Raw genomic sequence first — 26,972 nt, 5'->3', positions numbered from 1 at the left:
TCAGCTCGCGGCTCATCGCTCACAGCCTGAAAATTCAGCTATGAGCTGACGCACCCTACCAATCTAAAATCTCAAATCTAAAATCTAAAATCGACTAGGTTTTGGCGATCGGAATTTGTATCTTAAAAGTCGTTCCCCGTCCCATTTGGGAAATACATTCAATCTTCCCCTTGTGCTTTTCTACCACAATCGAATGGGCGATCGACATTCCCAGCCCCGTACCTTTCCCCACAGCTTTTGTCGTAAAAAACGGGTTACAAATGCGATCGACTATCTCCTCGGGAATGCCCGTACCGTTATCCGAAATTTCCACAATCACAGTGTTTTGAGGCGTTACACCAGTCCAAATAGCAATCCGGCCGGGATTTTTCTCTGCTTCAGAAACCGACAACTTGTGACAGCGTTCCTCAATCGCATCAATGCCATTAACAATAATATTCATAAACACCTGATTCAGTTGGCTAGCATAGCACTCCACCAGTGGCAGTTTGTCGAACTCCTTAATTACTTCAATGGCCGGACGGCTATCGTGACTTTTCAAGCGGTGCTGCAAAATCAACAAAGTGCTATCAATTCCTGCATGAATATCCACAGGCTTCATTGCCGATTCGTCCAGCCGCGAGAAATTCCTGAGCGACAAAACAATTTGCCGGATGCGCTCGGTTCCTACCTGCATCGAACCCACAAGTTTTCTTAAATCCTCGGCCATGAAGTCCAAGTCAATCTCTTGAATGCGATCGACAATTTTTGCCTTAGGTTCCGGATACTCCTGTTCGTAAAGATTCACCAGACCGAGCAACTGTTGCGTATACTGGTTGAGATAATCAATGTTAGCGTGAATGAAATTCACCGGATTATTAATTTCGTGAGCGATGCCGGCAACTAACTGCCCCAAAGAAGACATTTTTTCAGTTTGAATAAGCTGAGATTGAGTAGAGCGCAATGACTGCAGCGCTGACTCCAACTCTCCGGCTCTTTCTCTTTCTCGCGCCTCGCTTTGTCGCAGTGCTTCCTCTGCTTGTTTGCGAGTCGTAATATCCAGGCAAAATCCAATTATTACCTTACCCTGACCATCAGCATTCCTGCTAAAAATAGTATCCCGACTGTGCAGCCACAAAAATTGACCGTCTGTTGCCCGCATCCGGTACTCAATTTCCCTAATTTCGCCATCTTCAACTTCTACAAGGCTCGCGTGATGTTTCACGATTAGCAACAAATCTTCGGGGTGTATTAACTGAGGCATCATTGACGACTCCATCGCTATAATGTCGTCAGAGGTATAGCCCAAAAGCGTGAATAGTGAATTATTAGTGTAGATATTTCGCTGTTCTTCCAAGTCGTATAGATACAAAATACCGGGAGTAGCATCGGCTACTTTTTGAATGAACTGCTGGCTCTCTTGCAAAGCTAACTCAGCTTGTTTGCGATCCGTCACATCAATGCCAATGCCGTCCCAAAGAAGATCGCCATTTTCTTTAGCTTCAGGACGCGCAATTACCTGAAACCAGCGAATTTTCCCAGAAGGCAACACCAGCCGTCCTACCCACTGCCAAGGTTGCAAAGTTTGCGCTGAAGTAGTAATGGATTCCTCATAACTTTGGCAGTCGTCTGGATGAATCAAATCTATTAGTAAATCCGCATTTTTCAAAATAGCTTCTGGTTCTAACTCAAACATTTCTCGGCAAGCAGGACTGATGTAAGGAAAACTGACATATCCATCTGCACGCACCAAACATTGATAAATAGTTCCCGGCAAATTAGCCGACAGCTTTTGAAATTTTGCCTCGCTTTCCCGCAGTGCTTCCTCTGCTTGTTTGCGCTCCGTAATGTCAGTAATTGAACCAACAATGCGGACGGCTTTTCCAGATTCTTCCCACAAAGCTTGTCCCCGACTGAGTATCCATTTGTAGGAGCTGTTGTAGCACCACAAGCGGTATTCGACGATGTAATGTGGCGTTTTCCTATCTAAATGGTCTTGGAAAGCCTGCATTACTAAGTCTAAATCGTCGGGATGCGTGACCCTTTTCCATTCGTCAAAGTAATCGATATCTGGGGCGTGTTCGTATCCGGTGATTTCTTTAAATCGATTGGACAGGAATATTTCTCCTGTTTGCAAGTTCCAATCCCAAATGCCGTCATTGTTGCCTTTGAGCGCTAACTGCCAGCGTTCTTCACTTTGCATCAATTGAGCTGTTCTTTGTTTGACTATATTTTCTAGTTCTTGATTGAGCTTTTTGAGACTTTCTTCTGCTTGTTTGCGCTCGATCGCAATTCCTGCTAAATGCCTGACAGTTTCGATCGATTGCAGATCGAAATTTTGGGGAACGCGCGGTTGGGCGCAATACATGGCGAAAGTGCCTAAAACTTGACCTGTAGATGAAAAAATCGGACTAGACCAACAAGCTTTCAGTCCAAAAGTCAAGGCTAAATCTCGATAATTGTCCCACAAAGGATCGGTAGTAATATCTGTAACAATCACTTGTTCGCGGCGGTAGACAGCAGTGCCGCAGGAACCGACATTCGGGCCGATGGCGGCACCATGAACAGCAGCGTTGTAACTTTCCGGCAAACTCGGCGCGGCTCCGTGCAGAAAATGTTGACCGTCTTCATCTAACAGCAAAACCGAACCCATGACATCTCTCGATTGCTGTTCGACAATTTCAATTAAAGTATTTAAAGTATCGCTCAAAGAAGCGCCCTGAGCAATCATTTCTAAAATTTGTTTTTGACCGTTCAACCAATTTTCAGACTGCTTGCGCTGCGTAATGTCACGGGCTACTAAGAGCACCGTATTTTCTGTCATTGGCGAAATGTTAGCGAAAAACCACCTTTGTTCGCTACCAATTTGCAGGTTATATTCTAAACTACTGACTTGATTAGTAGCGAGGGCGAGGCGAATTGACTCCAGAAACTTTTCTGCTATTTCTGGCTCAAATATATCGCGGGTTTTTTGTCCGACAAGTTCGCCCCGTGGCTTGTACAAAAGTTCAGGACTGGTGGGGGCAATTTTCAGGAAGCGTCCTTCAACATCGAGTACAAAAATTACGTCGTTCATGGCAGCAAACAAAGCTAGCAATTCTGATTCAGAAGCTTGCAGGGCGATTTCAGCTTTTTTGCGATCGCTAATATCTGTACCCACCGACAGAATCCCGATCGCTCGTCCTCGGTCATCGAGCAAAGGTTGGTTTCTCCAGGCTACCCAGACTTTTTCGCCATTGCGGCGGATGTTTTGATTTTCGTGTTTGAAGTATTTGTCCGGTTCTGTCGCACAGTCTCGAATTATTACGGCTAAATGATTTTCCGACAAATCGGCCGAATCTACAATTGTGCCGATCACACTTTTGCCAATTATTTCTGCTTCTAAATACCCGAAAAAAGTTTCCGCAAACTCATTAAAAAAAGTAATCTTACCTTCGCTGTCTAACTGCACAATAATGCTGTTAGCATTCTCCACCAATTGCCTGTACTTAGCTTCGTTCGCGCGCAATTTCGCAGGCCCGTAGACCCAACTAAAGGCCACCGCCCCGCAGAAAACAGCCAGCAAGCAGCCACCAAACAGCAACCACCCCCGCAACGGCGAATTCTTTGGCCATCCTCCCGCCGGAATTGCTGCCAACTGCCAGGAACCGTTGGGCAAAGTCACTTGCAGAACCACGGGATTGTTCTGAAAAATCGGCTTGTTGCCAAAAAATACGTCCCCGGACTTTCCCCTCCCGTCTTTGCCCCGCACAGCGTATTGCAGGTTGGCTGAGGAATCATTGAGTCCGGCTTCCTCGATCAGGGAGTTTTTATCGAGGATCACGCCGATCAACCCCCAGTAAACTCCTGTTTCGGGCTCGGCGTTCGGGGGTGTGAGAAAAATGGGCGTTCTGCTGACGAAGGCCACGCCTCCCTCGAATAATTTCACGGGCCCGGCAAGCAAAGTTTTTCTGGTTTCGATCGCATCTTGAACCATTTGTCGCTGTTCGGGTAGCGCCGTCAAGTCAAGCCCGATCGCCTTTTCATTTCCCGCCCGCGGATAAATGTAAGCAATCGTCGTGCCTTTAACTAAAGTTATGTTGCGAATACCGGTTTGCTGTGCCAGCAGAATTCTCACCGTCGCTGCAAATTCGGCTTCGGTGATGTTTGGGTTGTTGGAAATGTCAGCCACCAAACCCCGGATCAAAAACAGCCGGGAATTCAAAGAGCTTTCCAGCTTAGAACGGACTGTACTGAGGCGATCGATCGTGCTAGCGCGCTTGTACTGCAAAAATCGCTGTTGTTCCGATCGATCTAAAATGCCAACTCCGACCAAAATCGCTATAAATGTCGAAATTGCTGCTAAATAAGGTGAAATTTGAAATTTTTTAATCTTAAAGTATTGCATCTGCCGGCGGTTGAAGTATATTTTTACGTCTTTAGATAGATTTATTTTAATTCTATTTTTCTAGGCAGATGCGAAATTTCAGGCATACCGGGCTTTTCGCGAGCCGGCGCGAGTTTTTTTTGCTTTAGGACGCGGGCCGAACGCCCGCGATGTAAACCTGTAATCATCAATTCTGTGGACTAAGTTTTCAATCTCAAATCGAATGGCTCGCCATTTAGCGCGTAGGGTGCGCGTTCCCCCAACGCTGTGGTGCGGTAGCGCGCACCCGAAAGACGGGAATTATTAGCTAAAATAGAGTTAGCAATAATTTTTTTCAGCGCCTGGCGCGAATCATTCATAGGGACAATTTAATGCAGGAACAGTTGATGGAAGCGATCGCACCTTATCGCGATCGAGTAGATTATCTAGAAGTTCGCCTCGAACAAAGCGAGTCAACTGCGATTAGTTTTCGCGGCCCTGGGTTAGATGCTGTCAACCGCAGTTTTAGTCTCGCCGGCGGCATCCGCGCCTGTCACAAAGGCGGCTGGAGTTTTGTAACTTTTAACGGTTTAGCTGAGTTAAAAGCTCGGATTGAAGAAGCTGTCGTTCAGTCTCGTTTAGTTGGGAGCGAAAAAACTCTACTAGCAGATGTCGCTCCGATTCAAGATTATGTAGCGGTGGAATTTGGCCGCGATCCGCGCTCTATTACTTTAGCCGAAAAGCGGAAATTGCTCGAATCTTACAACCAGTTGCTGTTAGATTATGACCCGCGAATTCAGACGACAATGGCCGGTTATAGCGACAGATTTGGGATTACTTATTTTGTGAATTCTCAAGGTACTTGCATTGCTCAGGAGCGCTTGGACGTGACGGGGCGTTTCGGGGCGATCGCCCGGGGCGAGGGCGGCGTCGTCCGTCAAGGGTTTGAATCGATTCACTCGCGATCGGATTACGATGTGTTGACAAATATTGAAGATCGTGTTAAAAGTGCGGCCGTTCGAGCTGTCGGCCAACTTGAAGCAAAATCGGTCAAAGGCGGCCAGTATCCGGTGATTTTAGACCCTTATTTGTCGGGGGTGTTTATTCACGAAGCTTTCGGGCATTTGTCGGAAGCTGACGGCATTTACGAAAACCCGAAAATGCAGGAATTGTTGACTTTGGGCAAGCCTGTGGCGATCGAACAATTGAATGTAATTGACGACGCAACTTTGCCGGGACTGCCGGGAACTCTGAAATACGACGACGAAGGTGTGCCTGCTCAGTGCAAGCATTTAATTAAAAATGGAGTTTTAGCCACGAGGATGCACAATCGCGAGACTGCGGGCAAAATGGGCGAAGCTCCGACGGGAAATGCCAGGGCCCTGAGCGCTACTTTTATGCCGTTGGTGCGGATGACTAATACGGCGATCGAATCTGGCGCACATTCTTTTGACGAAATGGTGGGCGACATTGAGGAAGGAGTGTATGCAGTGCGGATGTTGGGAGGACAAACCAACGGCGAAATGTTTACCTTTGCGGCGGCTGAAGGCTTCATGATTCGCGACGGCAAATTGGCCGAACCGGTGAGCGATGTCACTTTAAGCGGCAATGTATTTCAGACTTTAAAGGATATTGAGTCGATCGGCAATGACTCAGTTTATGCCTACGGCGGCTGTGGCAAAGGCGGCCAAGGCGGTTTGCCCGTCAGCGTCGGCGGCCCCCACCTGCGAATTAAAAATGTTGTAGTCGGAGGAAGATAGGCAATAGTCAGTTGGCAGTTGGCATTAGTCATTAGTCATTAGTCATTAGTCATTAGTCATTAGTCATTAGTCATTGGTTATTAGTCATTGGTTATTAGTCATTGGTTATTGGTTATTGGTTATTGGTTATTGGTTATTGGTTATTGGTTATTGGTTATTGGTTACGAATTCCCAATTTCCCATTCTCAATTCCCAATAACAACAACAACTAACAAATAACAACTAACAACTAACAACTAACTGCTAACAGTCATCAGCCAACAGTCATCAGCCAACAGTCAACAGTCAACAGTCATCAGCTAACAGTCATCAGTCATCAGCCAACAGTCAACAGCCAACAGCCAACAGTCATCAGTCATCAGTCCTTTCCAATCAATAAAAAAAAACCGGTTTCATTAAGAAACCGTTTTTTTTTCTATCAACGAATAGAGGAGTGAAAATTTAACGAATAGCGGTTGCGGGAATTTCTGCATTTCTCGCACAACCCTCTAAACCAGACTGCGGGCAAATTCTAGTTGCAGCTTCTTACAACTGTTTCATTTCCTCTTCCAGCACCCGAACCAAATCTTGATTGCCGCTGGCTCTAGCAACTTCGATGCGGTGCATCAGTTGCTTGTGAATGTTAGCGCGGTGGGTTTCAGCTACTTTTTGTACGTTTTTGCGATTTGTGTTCATGATGAACATTCCTTATATTTAATTTGGTGTACCGACTATTTCTAGTATATAGCGCGAAATTGCAAAAAGTATCTAAATTTACAAAAAATTTACACTTGTGGAGCGATCGAGCGCAATAACCTACACTGTTTGCCATAAGTCAATAGCGAGATCTTAACATTTCCCACAATCTAAAGCAGGGCGAAGCGCGCACCTACAAACTCAACTATATTTAGTCAAGCGGTACGCAGCGCACACCGTACATTGACTAAAAACTCAAAACTTGCTCCAAAGCCTCTACCAACTGCTGCAGGTGTGCGAATTCGTGAGTTGCCATCAGCGAAATCCGAATTCGGCTTACACTTACAGTCGGAGGCCGAATCGCTGGAGCAAAAATACCAATTTCCTTGAGTTTGCTGGCGGCTGTTAAAGCTGTGGCTGCATCTTTTAAGGGCAAACTAAAAATTGGGGAGAGGGAGTTGTTAATTGGTAATTGTCGATCGATTATCGCGTAATATTTGAAAGTTTCAATATTACGCTGCAACCGCACTCGGCGTTCTGGTTCTTGCTGTACAATTCTCACAGCTTCCAAAGCAGCCGCTGTGTCAGCAGGCGTTAATGCTGTAGTATAAATCCAAGTTGCAGCTCGATTGCGGAGAAAGTCAATTAAAGCCGCAGAGCCCGCAACGTAGCCACCCAAACTTCCCAAAGCTTTGCTTAGCGTGCCAACTTGAATTAGCGGCAATCCCTGACACCCGAAATGTTCTGCACAACCAGCACCGCTAGCACCGAAAACTCCTGTAGCGTGAGCTTCATCTACTAATACCATGCAGTTAAATTGTTCCGCCAAAGCTAGCAACTGCGGCAGCGGACACAAGTCCCCATCCATGCTGAATACGCTATCGGTAATAATTAAACACTTGCGGTATTTTGTCCGATTTTGCTCTAGTTTGGCTGTTAAATCCTCAAGAGGGCAACGATCGTACTCTAGCACTGTTGCACCGCTGAGCGCTGCTCCGTTTTTGAGGCTCGAATGGTTGTACTTGTCAGATAATATCAAATCGCGCTTGCCGACAATCGAGGCGATCGCCCCTAAATTCGCTAAATATCCCGAACTGAATACTAAAGCGTCTTCGGTTTGTTTTAAATTAGCTATAGCCTGTTCTAGCTGTCGGTGCAAATCGCGGTGTCCGCTGAGCAACCTCGAACCCGTCGCGCCCGTACCAAATTCCTTTGTTGCAGCCACAGCCGCTTGAATTAGCCTGTCATCCCCCGCCAGGCCGAGATAATCGTTGCTGGCAAAGTTAATCAGCCGGCGGTTTCCTAATTTTACCGCAGGGCCAGGGCAACTTTCGATCGATTGGGGCGATCGATACCAATCGGCCCGGCGAACAGTGTCCAGGGATTTCTCTATCCAAGCGTAAGGGTCTGCGTTCATATTGTTTAGCGATCGGGTAATAAGTTATATTAGCGGGTGATCAGTTCCTCCGCATCACCAAAGCATATGCCACTCACTAAAAAATACAGATTAGTCACCCGCAGCGACTTTGACGGTCTTGTCTGTGCCGTTTTGCTCAAAGAACTCGATTTGATCGACGAGATTAAATTCGTGCATCCTAAAGATATGCAGGACGGAAAAATCGACATAACAAATAACGATATTACCACCAATTTACCCTATGTTGAAGGAGTTTATCTAGCCTTCGACCACCATTTCAGCGAAACTCTCAGACACGAAAAAATCAAAATCAATCACATTATCGACCCCTATGCAGCTTCAGCAGCTAGAGTGTTGTACAAATATTATGGAGGCAAAACAAAGTTTCCCCATATCTCCGAGGAAATGATGGCGGCAGTTGACAAATCAGATTCCGCTCAATTTGCCAAAGAAGAAGTTTTAGACCCGGATAAATGGGTGCTGTTAAACTTCTTGATGGATGCTAGAACTGGGTTGGGCAGGTTTAAAGAATTTACCGTTTCCAACTATCAGTTAATGATGCAGTTAATTGATTACTGCAAAAGTCAGACTATCGACTCAATCTTGCAGCTTCCTGATGTGAAAGAAAGAGTAGATCTTTACTTCGAGCAATCAGAAAAATTCAAAGAGCAAATACAGCGCTGCGCCCAAGTTTATGATAAATTAGTTGTTTTGGATTTGCGTAACGAAGATGTGATTTATGCAGGGAATCGTTTTGTAATTTATGCTTTGTTCCCCGAGTGCAATATCTCGATTCACGTACTTTGGGGGTTGAAACAACAAAATACGGTTTTCGCAGTTGGTAAGTCAATTTTTAACAAAACTTCTCAAACTAATATTGGGGAGTTAATGTTAAAATATGGTGGTGGCGGCCATCAGAACGCCGGAACTTGTCAGATTGAAAATGATAAGGCAAGTAAAATTTTGAACGAGTTAATTGCCCAGATCGAGCAAAATGGTTAAATTGGCTCGATATTTTTGGCAGTCTGAACATTAGTTTCTCGACCTCTTGCATAAATCCAAACTCGATTTTTCAAGCGCAGATTTAAGCTAGATAAACACTGATAAACCCAGATTATTTCAAGATAATTTGGGAATGAGTGCAAGAGGTCTTTTGTGACTGAAGTCCGAACCCTCAAGCCGGAAGTTTATTCATCAAGGTTTTGAGGCTGTGGGTTCGAGGCGTTGAGATTTGCTGGACTATTGCCTTTGACTGGGGGTAAATGGTCTACTAAACCCATATCAAAAGCTACATCCGGCAAATCGGCCGCATTATATTTTCCTGGTTCAAACAACCGCCCAGGAGTAAAACAAGGCTGTTTCAATTGTACGACTTCGCTAGGTGCAAACATTCCCCTAAACATTTTGCGTTCGAGTCCCATAATTCCGCTCCTAAAACAACTCTCGCATTAATTTTAGCAATTTTTGGCTCGTTGCTTTCCAATTAAATAAATCCGCCGTCTCTCTAGCTTTTTGAGCTATCTCAAAACGCATCGGGTCTTCAATAATTTTTCGCAATTGCTCGCGAACAGACTGAACATTTGGTTCTGCCCAATGAGGAGCATTTCTGATTTTCAGATACTGAGTATCGTAACACTCTCCAACGGGAATTAGATCGTAAGCAATGGGATAGCAGTTATCAGTATTGGCGTAGTCCGTCGGGCCTCCGTACAGAGTCATGGCGACGGGTAAGCCAGCAGCAAAGGCATCCAAAATTTTAATCGCAAAACCTTCGCCGCGAAACGGAGCTAAAACAGCATCTGCTGATAAGTATAAATCAGCTAGTTCTGTTTTATTGCAAAATTTAGGTCTGATCTGAACTTTTGGCTTTAACTTGCCGAATTGCTTTTCGATATTTACGAGATGTTCCACTATGACATCAGGATTTTTGCCGCCATCTTTGATAATTAACTCTACGTTAGGATCATCTTGAAACTCTTGATAAAATGCTTGAATGGCGAGGTCAGTGCCAAATCTATAAAAATCATAAGAATTGGTCATGTGCAGAATATATTTTACATCGTTTTTAGTTTTATGCGGTTTAAGAGAATAAAGCTGCGAGATTAAAGGATTGAAGCCTAAAGGCACGACTGAGACTTTTTTGTCGGGACAGCCAGCTTTGATTAAAACGTTTTTAGAATATTCACTTACGGCTAAAATGTGGGATGAATTATTGATTGCATCATAAATCCAATAATCATAATTATCATCGTTTCTAGTAAATTCGTAATTGATGGCAAAAAATTCTAAGTTGAGATGTCCGTTAAGTTCTTTGAGAAAATAAGGTTTCCAGTAATGAGACCACTTGATCTGAAATAAATCTGATGGTACGGCGTTCATCCACTTTGCTAGTAGGTGATTTTCTTCTGCTGTGGAATTGCGGGTGATGTGAGAGGCGATGGGCGATGGTGCGACTGAAATGGGAATTTCCATTTTGTCTAATGTTTTCGCCAAGGATAGGGTAATGTCTGCGAAGGAATTAAAGTTTTCAAAGCCGACGTTAAAGTGAACCATAGTCATTAGTTAGTTGTTAGTGGTTATTTGTTAGTAGTTATTTGTTAGTGGTTAGTGGTTATTTGTTAGTAGTTAGTTGTTAGTGTTTAGTTGGTAGGGGCGGTGCCCCAGTACCCGCCCTCAGTGGTTAGTGGTTATTTGTTAGTGGTTATTTGTTAGTGGTTAGTTGTTATTTGTTGGTGGTTATTTGTCAACAGTCAACAGTCAACAGTTAACAGTCAACAGTCAACAGTTAACAGTTAACAGTCAGCAGTTAACAGTTAACAGTCAACAGTCAACAGTCAACAGTTAACAGCCCGATTACCAATAACTAAGAGGCCGATCGCACTAAAATAACTGTACAGTCGCACCCGCGCGCCACGGCTTCCGGGATGTTCCCGTGAATTACCTGTTTCAGTAGCCCTTCGCGACTCGCTCCTAGGACGATCGCATCGCACTGATCGTTCTGAGCCTGATCGATTAAAGCATCAGAAACCGATGTAGCGCAAACCGCAGTCGCGATTACCGAACACCTAACCCGGCGCTGAACAAACTCCGCAGCTTGCTTTAATTCGTCGCGCGAGGGTTCTGCAACAGAAGGCTGGTGAATTTGACACAATTTAATCTCCGGTACTGAACTCGCAGCCACTAAAGCAGGTAGCAGGCGCAAAGCTGCAGCTTGTTTGTAACCACCGCGAATAGGCACCAACCAGCGCCGCAAGCTCATCAACGTGTGCAGTCCCAATTCTGGCACCGGAATGTCAGAATTCGGCGGCAAAAGTTCTGTTTCAGGAGTCGCTGATGAACTTGATGCAGCCAATGTAGAATTTTCTGCCTCATCAACTTTTGCGGCATTTAACTGCCATTCTTTAGAGGCATATTCTCCCCCGTCGCTGCTGGTTGAAAACACATTTGTTTGGCTTCTTATTAATAATTGTTTGCTCCATTTTACCAAAACTACCTCGCAACTAGCTTGCCGAATCACGGTATCTACAACATCGCCAAAAATGCGTTCTTTTGTGGATAATTCGCCTTGCCATCCCATTAAAATCAAATCTATATGTCGCTCCTTAATTGTCTCCAAAATCGCGTTAGGTACGTCGTGAGCTACCCGGATTTGGGTGTGTACTGGCAAGTTCCAATTGCGAATTATTCGCTCGGCTTGTTGTAGCAGGCGACGGCTTTTTGTAGTCCGCACTGCGCTTTCTGAGGGGGAACTGTTGCGCGGTACGATGATGATTTGCAGGCATTCTAGTTCGTAATTGCGATCGCGCGCAATGGCCGCCGCCAGCCGCAGCAAAGCCGGCGCTGTTTGCGGGTTGGAAAGTGGCACTAACAGCCTGCCGTTGCCGACTTGGGGAGCTTTGGTTTGATACACTACATAGGAAGGTTCTGGATGCGGGCCCTGGGTTGTTTCTCCGCTGAGGCGATCGGATTCAACTCGGATAATGTCGCTGCGGGTAATAATTCCCACCAAATGGCGGCCTTCTACTACCGGCAAACGGCTGAGATGGTAGTAATTGAGCCTGTGCAAAACTTCGCTTAAAGTATCGCTTGCTTTTACCGTAATTGGCTGTGCAGTCATAAATTCTTTCAGCAGGGAGTTGCCGGAAAAATTGCGATTGCTGGTATTTGCTAAATCGGTTTGGCTGACAATTCCAACTAATTTACCGCCGTCTACTACTGGAAAGCCTCGGTGGTGCGAGCGCGAAAAAGCCTGCATCACTTCATCCAAAGTCAGCAGGCTCGACAGAGTTTCAACTCGGCGCTGCATAACGTCGTTTGCTTGCAAGTCGCTCAAAGTATTGGTGGCAGCTTTTGCCTGGGTCAGTTGAATACCATTAAACTCCAAAAGGTGACTGTACAACGAGCCGCTGTCTACCTTTTCTGCGACTAAATAAGCCACAACAGAACAGATCATCAAAGGTAGCACTAATTTGAAATCCGCCGTAATTTCAAATACAATTACTACCGCAGTAATCGGAGCTCTCGAAACCGCGCAAAAAAACGCTCCCATTCCCGCCAAAGCATAGGTTGTCGGCAAACCGACACCAAGGGAATTTTCTTGCAAAATCCCCACAAGCTGACCTAGGGCAGAACCCATAACTAAGGAAGGAGAAAACAATCCTCCCGGAGCTCCAGAAGCAGCGGAAATAATTGTTAGAAAAAAATGAGCTACGAAAGCAGTTAAACTCGTTGTAGCGTTGGCTTCGCCAGTCAGCAAGAACTCCCGCAAACCTGTATTGTTGCGAAAATTTTCTGGCAGAAAAGCTATTACTGAACCGCAGATTATGCCAGCAAGAGCAATTCGCACGGGCAAGGACAATTTTAGGGTTCGCTTGTTAAAATTTAAGCTAGCAATAATCCCTTTACTAAACAAAGCTCCGCAAATTCCGGCTAAAATTCCTAACAGTATGAAAAACGGAATTTCGGGAATTTGAAAACTTATTGGGTACTCGCGTAGGTTCAAGTTTAAACTATCGCCGCCCAAAAGTTGCGAGACAACTGCACCAATAAATGAAGCGATGATTGCAGTCCCTAATGTCAATCCCGAAACATCCTGCAAAAGTTCTTCAACTACAAACAAAACTCCCGCAATAGGAGCATTAAAACCCGCTGCTAATCCCGCCGCTGCACCGCAAGCAATCAATTGTCGGCGGTAGTCTGGGGAAGTAGGCATTAAGTGACCGATCCAGCCTGCTAAAGATGCTCCTATTTGTACGGTGGGGCCTTGTCTTCCTAAAGATAAACCGGAACCAACTGCTAAAATAGTGGTGAGAAGTTTGGCGACAGCTACTCGCAAATCTAAGGCAAGATTGACACCGCCGAGAGCAGCTTTGACGTGAGGAATGCCGCTACCTGCAGTTTCGGGAGCTAAACGTTCTACCAACAAACCTGTTAGGAACCCGCCCACTAATCCGACGCTGGGGAGTAATATCCAAACTGGAATTAATGTGGAGCTAGCTACTCGCCAACTGCCGAGCCATCCGACTCCTGACTTGAGCAAAACGCCTGCGATTCCGGCAACTAAGCCAATCAAGCAAGCTTCAAAAATAGCGAGCCTTCTCGGTTTTAAAAATAGTTGAGATTTGACGATCCGGGAAGGTTCCCTAAATTGTTTAGGGATAGTAATGTACGGCATAAATAGCGTTTATTGCCTGCAAATTTCCTGCTCGGTTAGAGTTTAGCAAGAAATTGCTTGGTTTGGGAAAATGCCAGAAATTTAATCTCGAATTTACTATTTGTGCGATCGCCCTTATTTCGCTTTCCAATTTTCGCTCTTTCCACATTATTTAGATTTATTTAATACCATTTTGCAAAATAAGTGCTAAGTGTGACCCACCCACAACCGCTCCTTATTAAGGGCGGGCTAGAACTTTATCCCTAGCAAATCTTTAGAAAAATGCTGTAAGGGATACAAGGCTCGATCGCCCTTTAGGTAAGTTCCTAGGGGCGATCGCGCTTTCCCAGCAGTTGAAAAGAGGATTAAGTCGTTGCAAGTTGAACGATCGCACTCTTATTGAGCTTCTGTCCGGTTAAACAAGCCACAAGCATAATTTTGTCGGGCTGGTGCGCGCATATTTCTAACATCAAAGTTGTGAACTTGCATAACCGGCACCCGCCCCGGAGTTATATCAATTTATTGGATTCTTCTAATGATGTTTAATGTTTTTTCGTAGCTATCTGTGTTTCCTTGTTGCTGATACAAGTTGGCGGCTTTTTGAAAATCTTGTATCGCACCAGGCTTGTCTCCTAAGTCATAGCGGATAACTCCCCGATTGTAGTAAGCACGAGCATTGTTGGGGTTAATTTTCACGGCTTGGCTGTAATCTTCGATCGCACCCTGCTTGTCTCCTAAGATCGATCGGGTAACGCCCCGATTGTAGTAGGTATTATCATTGTTGGGATCAATTTTTAAGGATCGATCGTAATCGGCGATCGCACCCTGCTTGTCTCCCAAGTCATCGCGAGCATTACCCCGATTTGTGTAAGCAGGCGCATAGTTGGGGTTAATTTTCAAGGCTTCGTTGAAATCGGCGAGAGCAGCCTGCTTGTCTCCTAATATATAGCGAGCATTACCCCGCTCGTTGTAGGCTAACGCATCGTTGGGGTTAATTTTCAGGGCTGCGGTGTAATCGGCGATCGCACCTTGATTGTCTCCTAACCTCGATCGGATAACACCCCGATGGTAGTAGGCCGAGCCATTGTTGGGGTTAATTTTCAGGGCTGCGGTGTAATCGGCGATCGCACCTTCATAGTCTCTTAACCTCGCTCGGGTAACACCTCGGTTGTAGTAGGCCGAGACATTATTGGGATCAATTTTTAGGGCTCGATCGTAATCGGCGATCGCACCCTGTCTGTCTCCTGAGTCATCGCGGGCATTACCCCGACCAACGTAGGCCTCAACATAATTAGCATTAAGCTTAATTGCTCCATCGTAAGCCTCTATAGCACCTTGAAAATCTCCTTTGTTGTAATTCTCCTCACCCTGATTATACAAATCCTCGGCTGTGGGTTCTGCCGCCACAAGCTCCCTCGCAACCTCAACTCCCAAATCCACCTTTGCTGAAGCCAACAATTTGAAATTTGAATTAATCGAAATCCCCCTTAAAATTGGATTATTTTTCGCATAACTAGGTTGACAATCGATCAAACTTGCGGTACTCGAAACAACTAATCCCGTCAACAATCCGGTCAATATTTGGCAATTCATAGTAATCTCCACACTTTTATAATTTTAAACAACTATTTTGACATCAATCTGCGGTTTATTTACCGGATCGCCTCCACCAACCTTTTCAAATCCGGCATTTCTAAAATTGCGCGCTGAAATCGAGTTCGCGACCCGACAGCAATTATCTCAAGACTGGCAATATGCCGCTTTCCCAATAGATGAGAGTGCCGCAACAGTCAAAACTCACAACTTCAAATTGATTAAAATCCAACATTTGTCATTGCTCCTATTGTATCGAAAACGATCCGCTCCGTCTAGAAACCGGATTTTTATATCGTGTCCGATCCATTAATATCAAATCCGGTAGCATCGGAATTACAAAATCGAGTCCGATAAAATCCGCGCTTCATACTTCTGTATTCATCTCTCTCTCTTGTCTTCCTCTGTGTTCTCTGCGCCCTAGCACCGGTTAAATCACCTGACGATGTTACCGGAAACGAACCGATAGCGCGCGCAGATTTCAATCTGCTCTTAAACCGAGGACTCCAAAACCCCCTACAACCGGACATAACATTACAGAAATTAAAAATTATAAACCCCTATTTCGCCAACAAAGCCGCTTTCCGAGCGCCAATTCCTAAGTCCTATTTATCTTGTTTTACGGTTGATATTCTGCAAAAATTTCAATTTTACCGACAATGTTGCGATTGAATTGCGCCAACTCTTCAGCAGGAATCCAATACTCTTGATGGCTCGAACTCCCGACAGTTTGCACGGGATATTTGTTTAAGAAATCAGCCAAAACTCGAAACTTAGTTACATAGCCAAAATATCCAGATGCTGCATCTTTAGTATTCCAATCTCGCGCAATTTGCATCGCGTAATCTTTTTGTAGTACGGGATAAAAAATAGGTTGAAAAGACAGCCGTGGCGGAAATGCCAAAAAATCGCTTTCTTTGATTAATTCCATTTCTTTTTTGCCGACGGCTCTAAACAGAGTTACTGTCTCTCGCTCTGACACAGTGATATTTTTAAACCAATCTTTCCAACTCTCCCAATTGTGAATAATTCTAGCCAATTCCGCATAACCGACAGCACGGGGATGGGAATCGTCATTTTGGGCAAGTTCTTGCAGCCAAATTTCTGATTTCTGGAGCGGGGTACAAATATCTAAATAAGGTACGTTTAACTCGCTGCAAACTTGGGAAAACTCTTGGGATAAATGAGCTATTCTGATTGTGCGATCGACATCAATAACTGGCGGCGGTCCAATCATTAAAACTGGTACTGTTTCTTGGGCAGATTTGAGAATATGGCGCAGGTTTTCAATAGATTTTTCTAGTGCGACGCGAGTTTTGCCATTTTCAAAGTGAGTGTCGTTAACGCCAAAGGAAAAAACTATTCTACCATCGCAGTAGTGAGGTAAGCGGCAAGAAACTTCGTTGAACCAGCGAGTTTCTATATCGGTACTGGTTTCTCCCCGCACTCCTAAATTATAGTAGGTGATATCGTGTCCTTGCTTGCAAACTGCTGAGCAAATTCGTCCTGTCCAACCTAAACATTTTGGATCGCAAGTACCGTTTACGAAAGAATCGCCGATAAAACAAATACGCATAAAAATTTGAGATTTTTGATAGTGCGGGATTTAGCCGGAACTTCTACCGACAAGATTCTATAGTTCCTCGATTGATATTTCAACCGCAGATGAAAGGCAGATGAAAGGCAGATGCAACAAAGATGCTTTTCCGATAATTTGTGAGTTATCTGTCGGGTGCGCGGCCTTTCCAGCTTAACAGTTGTAGCAAGAGACAATTGGGCTGGGGAGTTGATAATTTACTACGCTATAATTGGATTGTCATCTCGTTTGCTGCTGCATCAATGTTATTCAATAGTCTTCTCTAACAATTATTGTGAATCTGGCACGAAAAGTCTGTTCAAGATTTGCTTTTCGAGGAGATGTTTAATCGTTTGGGCTGTGCGTGATAGTCTATAGTCTCATAGTTAGGATTTGAATTATAGCCTTTTTTCCTCTCATATGAGGTACTGTGCGGCATAGGGCATAGGCTATAGGGCATAGGGCATACCTCACCACGCTTGATAACCGCTATATCCGGGATAGGGCATAGGGCATACCTCACCACGCTTGATAACCGCTATAGGAGTTACGTATCAATATCAAAGAAGCCGGGTTTTTCATAGATATTAAAGGCTGTGATGCACTATTTTATCCAAAAACCCGGTTTTTTGCCGCCGATGCGTAATTCCTGTGAATATTTGTCGCTTTCGGGTGCCCGGAGAGAGTTGGATTACCGATTACCGATTAGTTTTTGCCGGTGACGGACAATCCTTCTACAATTACAGATGGTGTGTGGCAAGAACCGTTCCACTCGCAATCTCCTCCTAATTCTACTAATTGTTTGAGGACGCTGTAGACGTTGCCGGCTACCATTGTGTCTTTGATTCTGCCTACTATTTGACCTTTTTTGACTCGGTAGCCGAGATCGACGTTAATGGAAAAGTCGCCGGAAATTCCGGCACTGCCACCTAGGGTTTGATCGACTACAATTCCGTCGTCTAATTTAGCGATTAAATCGATTAATGAAAGGGAACCTGGTTTAATTAAAACATTAAACAAACTCGGTGTGGGATAGCTGCCCAAACCAGGGCGAAATCCGTTGCCGGTGGTGCCGCTTCCCAGGGCTCGACCGGTGGTGCGATCGGTATAAAATAGCTGCAATACTCCGCTGTCGATCAAGACGATCGCGCGAGTGGGAGTGCCTTCGTCATCAAAAGGACAGCTATAGGGCCCGATATCCGGCTGCTGCCAGAGGGTGACAAGGGGCGATGTCACTTGTTGGCCTAGTCGATCGCTCCAAGGCGAAGCGCCTTCTAGTACCTGTTTGCCATTCAATGCCGCACAGAGAGTCCCCCACAGCAAATCGGCGGCTTTGGCTGTAAACAGCACCGGCACGCGCCCGGTGGCGGGGGCAACATTATCTTTCGCCCATTCCAACCGCTGCAAAACCCGCTGGGCGCTAGTGTTTAAGTCGAGGGTACCGCGTTCGGTTTCGCCTTCCCAAATGTTGAGGAAATCTTCGCCCCGCACTAATTCTGCTGACAAGTAACCGCTGAGGGTGGTGTCGGTGTGGCTGCAATCCAAGCCTAGTGTGTTCAGCAAGCGGGTGCTTTCGATTTCGCAGTCGAGTTCGGCGGTGCAGAGGCTTTCGGGATAGGCTTGGCGGACGATCGCGATCGCCTCTTTTCCCCAGTTTACTAGCTGTTCGGCCGGCACCGACACTCCGAGATCGGGATACACAACTTTTTCCCCGGTGCCAAGTTCGATGGTTTCCGGTTCGTTTAGTTGCGAAAGCGCGATCGCCCGATCGACCAAAATCTGCGGTTCCACGGGCCCGTAGGCCACCGCCAACCCAGGCCGCCCGTCCCGCCACAGTCGCAGAGCAATACCTTCTGCTTGGGCGGTTTCTAGCTGTTTGAGGCGGTTTGCTTCAAAAAATACCGGCCGCGAGAGCGATTGCGATTCCAATACCTCAGCAGCTTCGGCACCTGCTTTGGTTGCTAATTCTAGCAGTTGTTCTGCTGATTGGTGATTGGTCATTTTTGTAGTTGGTAGTTGGCAGGAAAGCAGTTGGCAGGAAAGCAGTTGGCAGTTGTTAGTTGTTAGGAAAGCAGTTGTTAGGAAAGCAGTTGGTTGTTGGCAGTTGGTTGTTGGCAGTTGTCAGTTGTTAGGAAAGCAGTTGTTAGGAAAGCAGTTGGTTGTTGGCAGTTGTTAGTTGTTAGGAAAGCAGTTGACATTAAGCATTAGGCACCAAGCAGTTGATATTAGCTAATAACAACTAACCACTAACAACTAACCACTAACAACTAACCACTAACCACTAACAACTAACCACTAACCACTAACCACTAACCACTAACCACTAACCACTGACTAAATACTTAGTTCGTGCAGCAGCCAAAATCCGGCGAAGGATTCCGATTGTGGATTCGACTGAATTGCTAAAAAATGTACTTTTCTTGCTTGTTTTTTCGCCGCTTCAAATCCTTTTGCTTCTCTCTCAATGGCTGCGTCTCTAAGATTAGCTAAAATCCAGCGATCGTTAGCTCCTGTATCTAACACCAGCCTAGCTGGCGGGCCAGTCTCAAATTTGATAAAAGCCAACTCCAAACCCGACATCCAACCAGCCAAAGCTGTTGCTCTCGACGAATAGACGATCAGCCCTGGAATTTGCGTTTCAGGCGGCAGCTTTGTCATCGGTAGCCCGAAAGCTTCGCCAAATCCGATATCCCACTCGGACATTTCATCAAAAGCTGCGATCGGCAAACTCACAAACGCCCATTTTTCGCCGATTAAAGCGTCCGGCAGCGCCACGGGCGTTTCGGGTACAAATTGAACGCTCGGGTTGGGAGCGGCTTGATAGCCCGGTTCGGCGGGATAAACGTTTTGCATCCGTTCTTCCAGCCACAGGCTGAGGGCGAGGGTGCGGCGGCTGGAGGCTGCGGGAATGTCCAACTCCTCACAGGCTTTGGTAATCATGTTCGCCATTTGGCGGCGGAAAAAGCGGATTTTTTCGGGGCGTTTCGGTGCAGAGGCGATCGCATCTTTAATCGCGCCAGCCAGCCACAGGGAATTCACCGTTGTACTCGGGCAAAATTGCGAGTAGCGAAACAGAGATTCTGCCTTGTCGCTTACATTCAGCGGGCTTTCGCAAATCAACACTTCCCATTTCTTTTTTCCTCGCTCGTCTATAATTGGACGGCTGTAAAAGTCAAGTTCCCAAATAGTAGCCATGCCGCGCTGTTAAAAATTAATCCTTTCTCATGTTACCGGACAGCGGGCAAGTTTCTGATGAGCGATAACTTAAGACTGATTTTCTCGCAGCGGGCGATCGTACTTTCCCAAAAATTGCCACTCTCGCTTGCAGCTTCCCCTATAATTTTCCGCAGCACACAATCGGACACATTAGCAATGTCTAGCACAACTATGCCACAGCAATCTCAACCCGCGATATTTGCTAAACTTGTGGAACCCGGGGAAAACCAACAGTATAGCTTAATTCCATGAGACAAATCATTCTCGAAAAGATTGTTTCCACCCTACAACCTTTAGATTTTGTTTTAGCTTTGTGGCAAGGAGGTTCAGCAGCCCACGGATACACCGACGAATGGTCAGACATCGACATTGCAGTTGTCGTTGCAGATAACTGCGTCGAAGAAACCTTTGAAATTGTCGAAAAAGCCCTCGCACAAATTAGCGAAATCGAACTCAAATATCGAGTTACCGAACCCGCTTGGCACGGTCAATCGCAGTGCTTCTGGCGGCTAAAAGAAACCCCGCAATTCTTGCTAATTGATTTTGCCGTTTTCCGGCGCAGCAGCCGCAACGAATTTCTCGAAATCGAGAGACACGGAAAAGTCCCGATCGCCTTTGACAAAGCCAATCTAATTGTACCCGCTCATTTGGATACAAACCAGCATTTTGCCCCAATGCAAATTCGCTTCAACGAAATAAAAAATCGTTTTAATTTGCTGCAACCTCTGGTAAAAAAAGAGATTTATCGCGGACACATAGTAGAGGCGATCGGCAACTATCACAATTGGACACTTCTACCCTTAGTTGAACTGTTGGGCATGATTTATCGTCCACACAGATACGACTTTCAACTCAAATATTTTAGCCGAGATTTTCCGTCCCAAATAGTCGATCGCACCGCACCGCTTTTCTGCATTACCAATCTAGAAGATTTAGCAGCAAAACACCAAACAGCAGAGGCGATTTTTGCCGAAACCTTACCGCTTGCGGAAAAGCTGATGCAAAACCATCCAAATCAACCCAATTAACAGCCGGAAAAAAAATCAGCGTTCATTAGCGTTCATCAGCGGTTAAAATTAAAAATCAACAAACATCCGCAACTTCCAATCCCATGACAAAACTCAGCGTCAACATCAACAGAATCGCCCTCCTCAGAAACTCTCGAAACATCGGCATTCCCAGCGTTACCGAAGCCGCAAAAACAGTAATTGCCGCCGGAGCCCACGGCGTTACAGTCCATCCCCGCCCCGACGAAAGGCACATCAAAGCTGCCGATGTTTACGACTTAGCCAAAATGCTAACTGTCGAGTTCAATATCGAAGGAAATCCGTTTCAGCCGCCATTTATGGATATAGTTTGCGATGTGAAACCGGCTCAGTGTACCTTAGTGCCGGACGCTCCCGACGTGCTAACATCCGATAGCGGTTGGAATATTCCCGAAAATCGATCTCGGCTTTTACCAATTATTGAAAAATTAAAAAATAACGGCATCAGAGTCAGCTTGTTTATGGATGCAGATCCTGCTCTCATGCCCCTAGCAAAAGAAGTTGGAGCCGATCGCGTAGAACTGTACACGGAACCCTATGCAACTGCTTTTCGTGAAGGTAAAGTAGAATCTGTTTTGCCACAATATGCCTTAGCAGCTAAAGCAGCTCAATCAGTAGGTTTGGGAGTGAATGCCGGACACGATTTAAATTTGCAAAATTTAGCTACATTTTGCTCAATTCCTAATATCCTAGAAGTATCTATCGGTCACGCTTTAATTGCGGAAGCGCTAGAAATGGGATTGTCCAATACAGTGCAAGCTTACCTCAACATCCTCTCTAATTCGTAGTGGGAGTAAACCTCCGGTGGCAGAGAGCGGGTTTATATAATTCGTTGCGTTTGTGTTAAATATTGCGGCTTGCCGCACCCTAAAAATTCTGGTTTTTAGCTCGCGCCACACGCGCTTAAGGTTCTTAGTGTGGACTAAACTTCGCAACATGAAAGCGGACTTTAGTCCGCATTACAAACCGTGTTTGTGATAGTAATCGACCGGACATGATATGATATCAAATCCTCTCTTCATCGGAATAGTAAATTCACTGTTGACTGTTAACGGTTAACGGTTAACAGTCAACAATCAACAATCAACATCATGAGGAGTACAACCGGAATTGATATGACAAGCAAATTATGTTGTTTGGGGTTAGTAAGGTGCACTGTGCAAGCTCTAGAAGCCGATCGCCCTCGCAGCAGTTAACAGTAGAGGCTGTAACCCCCGCTGGGTGAAGGGCAGTTTTCTGGTAGCAAAGCCTCTCTTTGAACCCAGACACCGCGTTTTTTTGGTTGTTGGCATTTTTTTAGCAAGTTTTTGGGCAAAAGCTTGAATTTTTATTGACCAAATTACTAGGACGATCCGATGATATTATGGGTAGGGAATATGGTGGAAATGTCCGATCGACCAAGGCTACTATTTAGCTTCGGCAGGGCCATCTGCTACCGCGAATTTTTGTGAAATTACGAAATATTTAGCTGTATCCTCTATGCTGATGACGCCGATCGCGCGATCGGCAAATTTAATCCGGTGCAAACAGCACCACACAAGTAAACATATACAACTGATTACCCCTGGCAAGCGTGACATGAAAAAACTAATTTTACTGACTGGAATGCTACTAATGATGACGGCAAAATCAGTATTTGCCAGCCCTGTAGCCCCAAAAATTGCACCGGGCGATCGGATGGCCGCCTCGGAAATTACAGAAACCGTTAACCAACCCGCTACTTCTACCTTTGTTGCCAACGTAGAACCGATCGAGCCCATGCCAGCTACATCTGACTCAGTTGCGAAGATAGAGCCGATCGAGCGAATGTCAACCTCACAAATTCGAGCCACCATCAACCAACCAACCACCTATATTTTTGAAGGTATCAAAGGACGAGAACTCACACTCTCGCTGTGGGCGGGACAACTGACAGCCGAACTCTACAGCCCCAACGGGGAGAATCTGGGAGTTATTGAAAAAAGCGACAATCAGTGGATCGGCCAGTTACCAGACTCGGGAATCTACCGCCTGCGAGTCACCCCGAAAGGTGAAACCAGCAGCTTTGTAATCGGACGCGACTTTAACGCCAAGTGGATTTACAGGCCCGATCGCGCAATGCCCATCGCATTCGGAGAAAAAGAAGCCACAGTCAAACTCAAAATGTCCGGCTACCAAATCCAGCCCCTCACAGTTCCAGGAAAACAGGGACAGACAATTAGGGTGAGTGCTAACAGCAAAAATCTCGGTGTGGCGATCGAATCTCCGTCGGGACAACTCCTAGATCAAGGCGAAGGTCAAACTTTTGCTGAACTTCCCGAATCCGGCATTTACAAAGTGCTAGTAGTTGCCAAAAGGCCAGTCAAGCCCTCCATCAAAGTTTCTGTACGTTAGATCGAGATGGCCAAAAAACTCTTTGTGGGCGATCGAATTTCCGTCGCCCGGCCACAAAAGCTCGCCCCACCGGCGAGCTATTTTTTATTTAAAACTAACCTCGGATCAGCGCTGCAAAACGTTCTTGTTTCCAAATGCAGCTTAAATCCGAATCAGCCAAAGCTAGTTCTCGGTATAAATTAGGGATAAACTCCACAGCCCGCTGCAAATTGTCAAGGGCTAAATCAACAAATCCCAGTAGAGCATAACAACAAGCTTTATTGTAAAAAGCATTAGCAAAATCAGGATTAATTTCTAAGACTGTTTCGTAACAAGCAATTGCCTCCGAGTAGGAGCCTTTTCGCGCTAATTCCACACCCCGGTTGTACCAAATCAAATAATCCTCAAAACCACACTCTGATGTGGGAGTGAACTTACTATTTTTATGATTGAAACCGACTAATTTCGCTAAAGCGACTCTCCGTTCGCCCACAGCTTCAGTTCCGCTTGGTTTCAGAGCGATCGATCGGCTAAAACTAGCCACTGCTTGTTTGTAAAGTCCCATTGAGTTAGCAGCTAGACCGCGATTGTACCAAGCATTCGCATCGTCTGGGTTAAACTCGATCGCGCGATCGAAACTGTTGAGCGCCTGATAGTAAAGCTTGAGTTCCAACAAAGCATTACCTCGGTTGTACCACGCCCCAGCAACCTCTGGCTCCAAACTTAAAGAGCGATCGAAACTCAGAACAGCCTTATGGAAAAGCCCCATATCGATCAGCGTCAATCCTCGGTTGTGCCAAATACTCGCCGAACAGGGGTTGAACTCCAGAGCCCTGTCAAAACTGTTGAGTGCCTCCCAAGGGCGGCCCAACTTTCCTAAAGCAATAGCTCGGTTGTGCCAGCCAAAACTCGCATTCGGCTGCAGCGCCAAAGCCTCATCAAAACTTTTCAAGGCCTCTAAGTGCCGTTCTAAGTTGCCCAAAGCCATGCCTCGCCCGAACCAAGCCTGATAATGATCCGATTGCAACTTCAAAGCTCTGTTAAAGTTAGCCAGAGCACCATCGCGATCGTTAGCTTCGAGGAGGCGCGAGCCCAAATGATAATACCAAGCAGCTTCCAAGTTTTGGATTAAGTTCATAATATTTGCATCTATCTTAGGGATGATTTTACACAAACAATCTGCGGAGTTAAACTGTAATTCCACTAAAACTTGGAAAATTTTGATACAGGGCGATCGCCCGTACAAACCGCCCGTAACAACCTCAACTATTTGCGATCGAAACTAACTACTTTCCCAAGACGAAAAGCTCTTTTAGCTAACCACACTCATCGCTGGTTGGAGCTGCTGCGAATCAGAAATCTGCGCGAGTCAAGCAACTATTACCGCATCGCGAATTAGGTTTCCAGTTACAAAAATAGTGAAAATTCCACAGTGCTGGTGGCTCCAACCTCTGCTTGCCAAATTCAAGCAAGCACAACCGCTGTTTGAGCAGTCTCGCTCAACAACAACCGGCCAACAGCATCAATACTAAAATCCTTCCCCAGCACAAAACCCTTGCCCATCAACCGCTGACAAACTATCAGCGCCGTAATTCGGCGAATTTCTTCCATCACGTCAGCAGGAATCAAATAAGTCAAACTCCAGATCACCGACTCGCAGTCAGACCAAATCAAACGTTCAATACTGACAATCATCAAAGCAGCGACACTTTCAACAGAAAGCCGCTCTCTGAGATCGGCAATCAAATCTTTACCAATTAAGCTATTGCGAGTCATCATCGCCCTAGCCATCTTCCCAATTTCTTGTTCGAGTTCTAAATGATTCATGCTTAGCACTGGCTGTTATGTTTTTAAAGCACTACTCAGAGTAAAAACAGTGACTGCGATCGGGCTCATCCAGACGGCGTGGCTGACGCAGGCTCTACTGCAACTCCATTTAACAAAGTATACCTAAAGAAAGATTAAAAATGTATCTAAAGGCAGATACAAAAATATATTTTTAGGGAATAAATGTATCAACCAATTTCCGCCAGAGTTTTTACGAGCAGCAAATTGAGTATTTATGCTCAATCAGGCTCGGAGTCAAGTACAAAATGAATCAATTCGCTACTTGACACTCTCCGGCGTGAACGCGCGGAGATTCTTTAATCTATGAGCCGACTTGCTGAGGTAGGATTTCTCCAACAACAGTAGAGGTCAACTCTCCTAAAGCGTTATTTGGCTCAAGACCAAAGGTTCCGGTATGCCCTACCGTACCTAATCCTCGACTTAGGATGTTTCTAGCTGCATTTTCGTCACGATCTAAAACACAACCGCACTTACAAATGTGCGTTCTTGTGGATAGCGTTTTCTTGACAATTACACCGCAGACGCGAGCATTCTTGGCTGGTATATTGCGGATTTACCGCCACCGTCACGCGCTCAAATACTTTTCCGAAGTATTCAAGCCAAACACGGAATTGATACCAAGAAGCATCGTTAATAGACTTAGCTAAGCAATGATTCTTCGCCATGTTTTTGATCCTCAAATCTTCGTAGACGACTACATCGTTTGACGAGATTACGCACCTTGCAAGTTTTATTGCATGGTATGAGCGCTGTCTACTTATTTTGAGGTGGCGCTTGCCTAGAATCTGCCTAGCTTTGCCCCTGTTTTTTGAACCTTTAACCTTTCTGGATACGCGACGTTGAGCGCGTTTAAGAACTTTCTCACCTTTTCTCAAAAACCTCGGATTTTCCACCGTAGTTCCGTTCGAGTCGGTGTAATATTCTTTTAATCCCACGTCTAATCCGATTGTAGTGCCATTCGGTTCTATGTTTTCCCTTCTGTCAACATCTACACAGAATTGGACGTACACGCCCGAAGCCCGTTTAACCAATCTTACCCTTTTGATTTGATTGATTTGGTAGAAGTGCAAGTCGCGTGTGCCTTTGAGCTTTAATCGCCCAATCCCTTTTTTGTCGGTAAAATTGATTGATTTCCGATCTTCAGCTAGTTTCCATCCAGACGTTTTGTACTCTACCGAACGACAGTCTTTCTGGAATTGTGGATACCCTTTTTTACCGGGAATCTTTTTCTGGCAATTGTCGTAAAATCTGGAAATAGCAGACCATGCTCGTTCTGCGCTCGATTGTCGAGCCATTGAGTTTAGTTCCGAGGCAAAAGGGAACGTAGCCGCAAGTACAGCGCAGTATTTATTCAAGTCGTGCCGACTCACTTTTTTATTATCCATCCAATAGCGCAAACAGCTATTACGAATGAATTGAGCGGTACGAATTGCTTCATCTACTGCGTTGTACTGATTCTGCTTGCCGTAAGATTTAAACTCAAAAACTAACATGGCTTTACCTCCCGCTTTT

The 26,972-nt window shown here is 45.5% G+C and carries 22 protein-coding genes and 1 pseudogene; 8 read left to right on the top strand and 15 right to left on the bottom strand.

What is annotated here, in order from left to right; genetic code table 11:
• Positions 1-94: 94 nt before the first annotated feature.
• Together IQ263_RS05255 and IQ263_RS05250 are read right to left on the bottom strand one after the other, a co-directional pair.
• Entirely contained in the window at positions 95-4,366 is a 4,272-nt protein-coding gene (locus IQ263_RS05255; protein WP_194066497.1) for a PAS domain S-box protein, read from the bottom strand.
• Between the two features lie 179 nt (positions 4,367-4,545).
• The gene (locus IQ263_RS05250) at positions 4,546-4,704 is read right to left on the bottom strand and encodes a hypothetical protein (protein ID WP_194066496.1); all 159 of its coding nucleotides are present in this window, start codon (positions 4,702-4,704) and stop codon (positions 4,546-4,548) included.
• A 12-nt stretch (positions 4,705-4,716) separates the two neighbouring features.
• Here IQ263_RS05250 and IQ263_RS05245 point away from each other — a divergent pair, with 12 nt between their 5' ends.
• Entirely contained in the window at positions 4,717-6,084 is a 1,368-nt protein-coding gene (locus tag IQ263_RS05245) for a TldD/PmbA family protein (RefSeq protein ID WP_194066495.1), read from the top strand.
• A gap of 73 nt (positions 6,085-6,157) precedes the next feature.
• Entirely contained in the window at positions 6,158-6,283 is a 126-nt protein-coding gene (locus tag IQ263_RS29735; protein WP_370588980.1) for a D-galactonate transporter, read from the top strand.
• Between the two features lie 326 nt (positions 6,284-6,609).
• Here the strand turns inward: IQ263_RS29735 and pirA are convergent, their stop codons facing one another.
• A complete protein-coding gene (gene pirA / locus IQ263_RS05240) occupies positions 6,610-6,759 on the bottom strand; it encodes an arginine synthesis PII-interacting regulator PirA (RefSeq protein WP_194008449.1) in 150 nt (49 codons plus the stop codon).
• Between the two features lie 247 nt (positions 6,760-7,006).
• Complete coding sequence (gene bioF, locus IQ263_RS05235; protein ID WP_194066494.1) at positions 7,007-8,176, bottom strand: 8-amino-7-oxononanoate synthase; 1,170 nt, start codon at positions 8,174-8,176, stop codon at positions 7,007-7,009.
• Between the two features lie 66 nt (positions 8,177-8,242).
• Between bioF and IQ263_RS05230 the strand changes: the two genes are divergently transcribed.
• Positions 8,243-9,178 (top strand): DHH family phosphoesterase, encoded by a 936-nt coding sequence (locus IQ263_RS05230; protein WP_194066493.1) that lies wholly within the window; start codon positions 8,243-8,245, stop codon positions 9,176-9,178.
• A gap of 185 nt (positions 9,179-9,363) precedes the next feature.
• Here IQ263_RS05230 and IQ263_RS05225 read toward each other — a convergent pair whose 3' ends face one another.
• From IQ263_RS05225 to IQ263_RS05195, 7 genes are all read right to left on the bottom strand, one after another.
• Positions 9,364-9,597 (bottom strand): hypothetical protein, encoded by a 234-nt coding sequence (locus IQ263_RS05225; protein ID WP_194008452.1) that lies wholly within the window; start codon positions 9,595-9,597, stop codon positions 9,364-9,366.
• A gap of 10 nt (positions 9,598-9,607) precedes the next feature.
• A complete protein-coding gene (locus tag IQ263_RS05220) occupies positions 9,608-10,735 on the bottom strand; it encodes a glycosyltransferase family 4 protein (RefSeq protein WP_228049800.1) in 1,128 nt (375 codons plus the stop codon).
• A gap of 304 nt (positions 10,736-11,039) precedes the next feature.
• Positions 11,040-13,850, bottom strand: a complete 2,811-nt coding sequence (locus tag IQ263_RS05215; RefSeq protein WP_194066492.1) for a chloride channel protein — start codon at positions 13,848-13,850, stop codon at positions 11,040-11,042.
• A 498-nt stretch (positions 13,851-14,348) separates the two neighbouring features.
• Positions 14,349-15,284, bottom strand: coding sequence for a tetratricopeptide repeat protein (locus IQ263_RS05210; protein ID WP_228049799.1), 936 nt, complete (start codon positions 15,282-15,284; stop codon positions 14,349-14,351).
• 757 nt (positions 15,285-16,041) lie between these two features.
• Positions 16,042-16,998 (bottom strand): GDSL-type esterase/lipase family protein, encoded by a 957-nt coding sequence (locus IQ263_RS05205; RefSeq protein ID WP_194066490.1) that lies wholly within the window; start codon positions 16,996-16,998, stop codon positions 16,042-16,044.
• Between the two features lie 705 nt (positions 16,999-17,703).
• On the bottom strand, positions 17,704-18,999 hold the full coding sequence (locus IQ263_RS05200; RefSeq protein WP_194066489.1) for a TldD/PmbA family protein: 1,296 nt from the start codon (positions 18,997-18,999) through the stop codon (positions 17,704-17,706).
• A 333-nt stretch (positions 19,000-19,332) separates the two neighbouring features.
• Entirely contained in the window at positions 19,333-20,193 is an 861-nt protein-coding gene (locus tag IQ263_RS05195; protein WP_194066488.1) for a Tab2/Atab2 family RNA-binding protein, read from the bottom strand.
• Positions 20,194-20,250: 57 nt separating this feature from the next.
• Between IQ263_RS05195 and IQ263_RS05190 the strand changes: the two genes are divergently transcribed.
• The 3 genes from IQ263_RS05190 to IQ263_RS05180 all read left to right on the top strand — a co-directional run bounded on the left by IQ263_RS05190 (position 20,251) and on the right by IQ263_RS05180 (position 22,048).
• Positions 20,251-20,466, top strand: a complete 216-nt coding sequence (locus IQ263_RS05190; protein WP_194066487.1) for a hypothetical protein — start codon at positions 20,251-20,253, stop codon at positions 20,464-20,466.
• Positions 20,463-21,242, top strand: a complete 780-nt coding sequence (locus IQ263_RS05185) for a nucleotidyltransferase domain-containing protein (protein WP_194066486.1) — start codon at positions 20,463-20,465, stop codon at positions 21,240-21,242. Before IQ263_RS05190 ends, IQ263_RS05185 begins: the two co-directional genes overlap by 4 nt.
• Before the next feature lie 83 nt (positions 21,243-21,325).
• Complete coding sequence (locus IQ263_RS05180; RefSeq protein ID WP_194066485.1) at positions 21,326-22,048, top strand: pyridoxine 5'-phosphate synthase; 723 nt, start codon at positions 21,326-21,328, stop codon at positions 22,046-22,048.
• 378 nt (positions 22,049-22,426) lie between these two features.
• On the opposite strand, the gene IQ263_RS29175 is transcribed toward IQ263_RS05180, so the two are convergent.
• On the bottom strand, positions 22,427-22,552 hold the full coding sequence (locus tag IQ263_RS29175) for a hypothetical protein (RefSeq protein WP_255515814.1): 126 nt from the start codon (positions 22,550-22,552) through the stop codon (positions 22,427-22,429).
• A gap of 286 nt (positions 22,553-22,838) precedes the next feature.
• Here IQ263_RS29175 and IQ263_RS05170 point away from each other — a divergent pair, with 286 nt between their 5' ends.
• The gene (locus IQ263_RS05170) at positions 22,839-23,633 is read left to right on the top strand and encodes a hypothetical protein (RefSeq protein WP_194066483.1); all 795 of its coding nucleotides are present in this window, start codon (positions 22,839-22,841) and stop codon (positions 23,631-23,633) included.
• A gap of 94 nt (positions 23,634-23,727) precedes the next feature.
• Here IQ263_RS05170 and IQ263_RS05165 read toward each other — a convergent pair whose 3' ends face one another.
• Complete coding sequence (locus IQ263_RS05165) at positions 23,728-24,750, bottom strand: tetratricopeptide repeat protein (RefSeq protein WP_194066482.1); 1,023 nt, start codon at positions 24,748-24,750, stop codon at positions 23,728-23,730.
• 72 nt (positions 24,751-24,822) lie between these two features.
• On the opposite strand from IQ263_RS05165, the gene IQ263_RS05160 reads away from it, so the two are divergent.
• Positions 24,823-25,011: a hypothetical protein gene (locus tag IQ263_RS05160; protein WP_194066481.1), complete on the top strand. Its 189-nt coding sequence runs from the start codon at positions 24,823-24,825 to the stop codon at positions 25,009-25,011.
• A gap of 65 nt (positions 25,012-25,076) precedes the next feature.
• Here the strand turns inward: IQ263_RS05160 and IQ263_RS05155 are convergent, their stop codons facing one another.
• Both IQ263_RS05155 and IQ263_RS05150 read right to left on the bottom strand, forming a co-directional pair.
• On the bottom strand, positions 25,077-25,439 hold the full coding sequence (locus tag IQ263_RS05155) for a hypothetical protein (RefSeq protein ID WP_194066480.1): 363 nt from the start codon (positions 25,437-25,439) through the stop codon (positions 25,077-25,079).
• 322 nt (positions 25,440-25,761) lie between these two features.
• A pseudogene (locus IQ263_RS05150) lies at positions 25,762-26,953 on the bottom strand (RNA-guided endonuclease InsQ/TnpB family protein).
• Positions 26,954-26,972: the final 19 nt, after the last annotated feature.

This window comes from Tychonema sp. LEGE 06208 (genome assembly GCF_015207505.1).
Classification (GTDB): Bacteria; Cyanobacteriota; Cyanobacteriia; order Cyanobacteriales; family Microcoleaceae; genus Microcoleus.
Note: the sequence above shows the minus strand (reverse complement) of the source record. Positions and strands in the feature narration are given on the sequence as shown.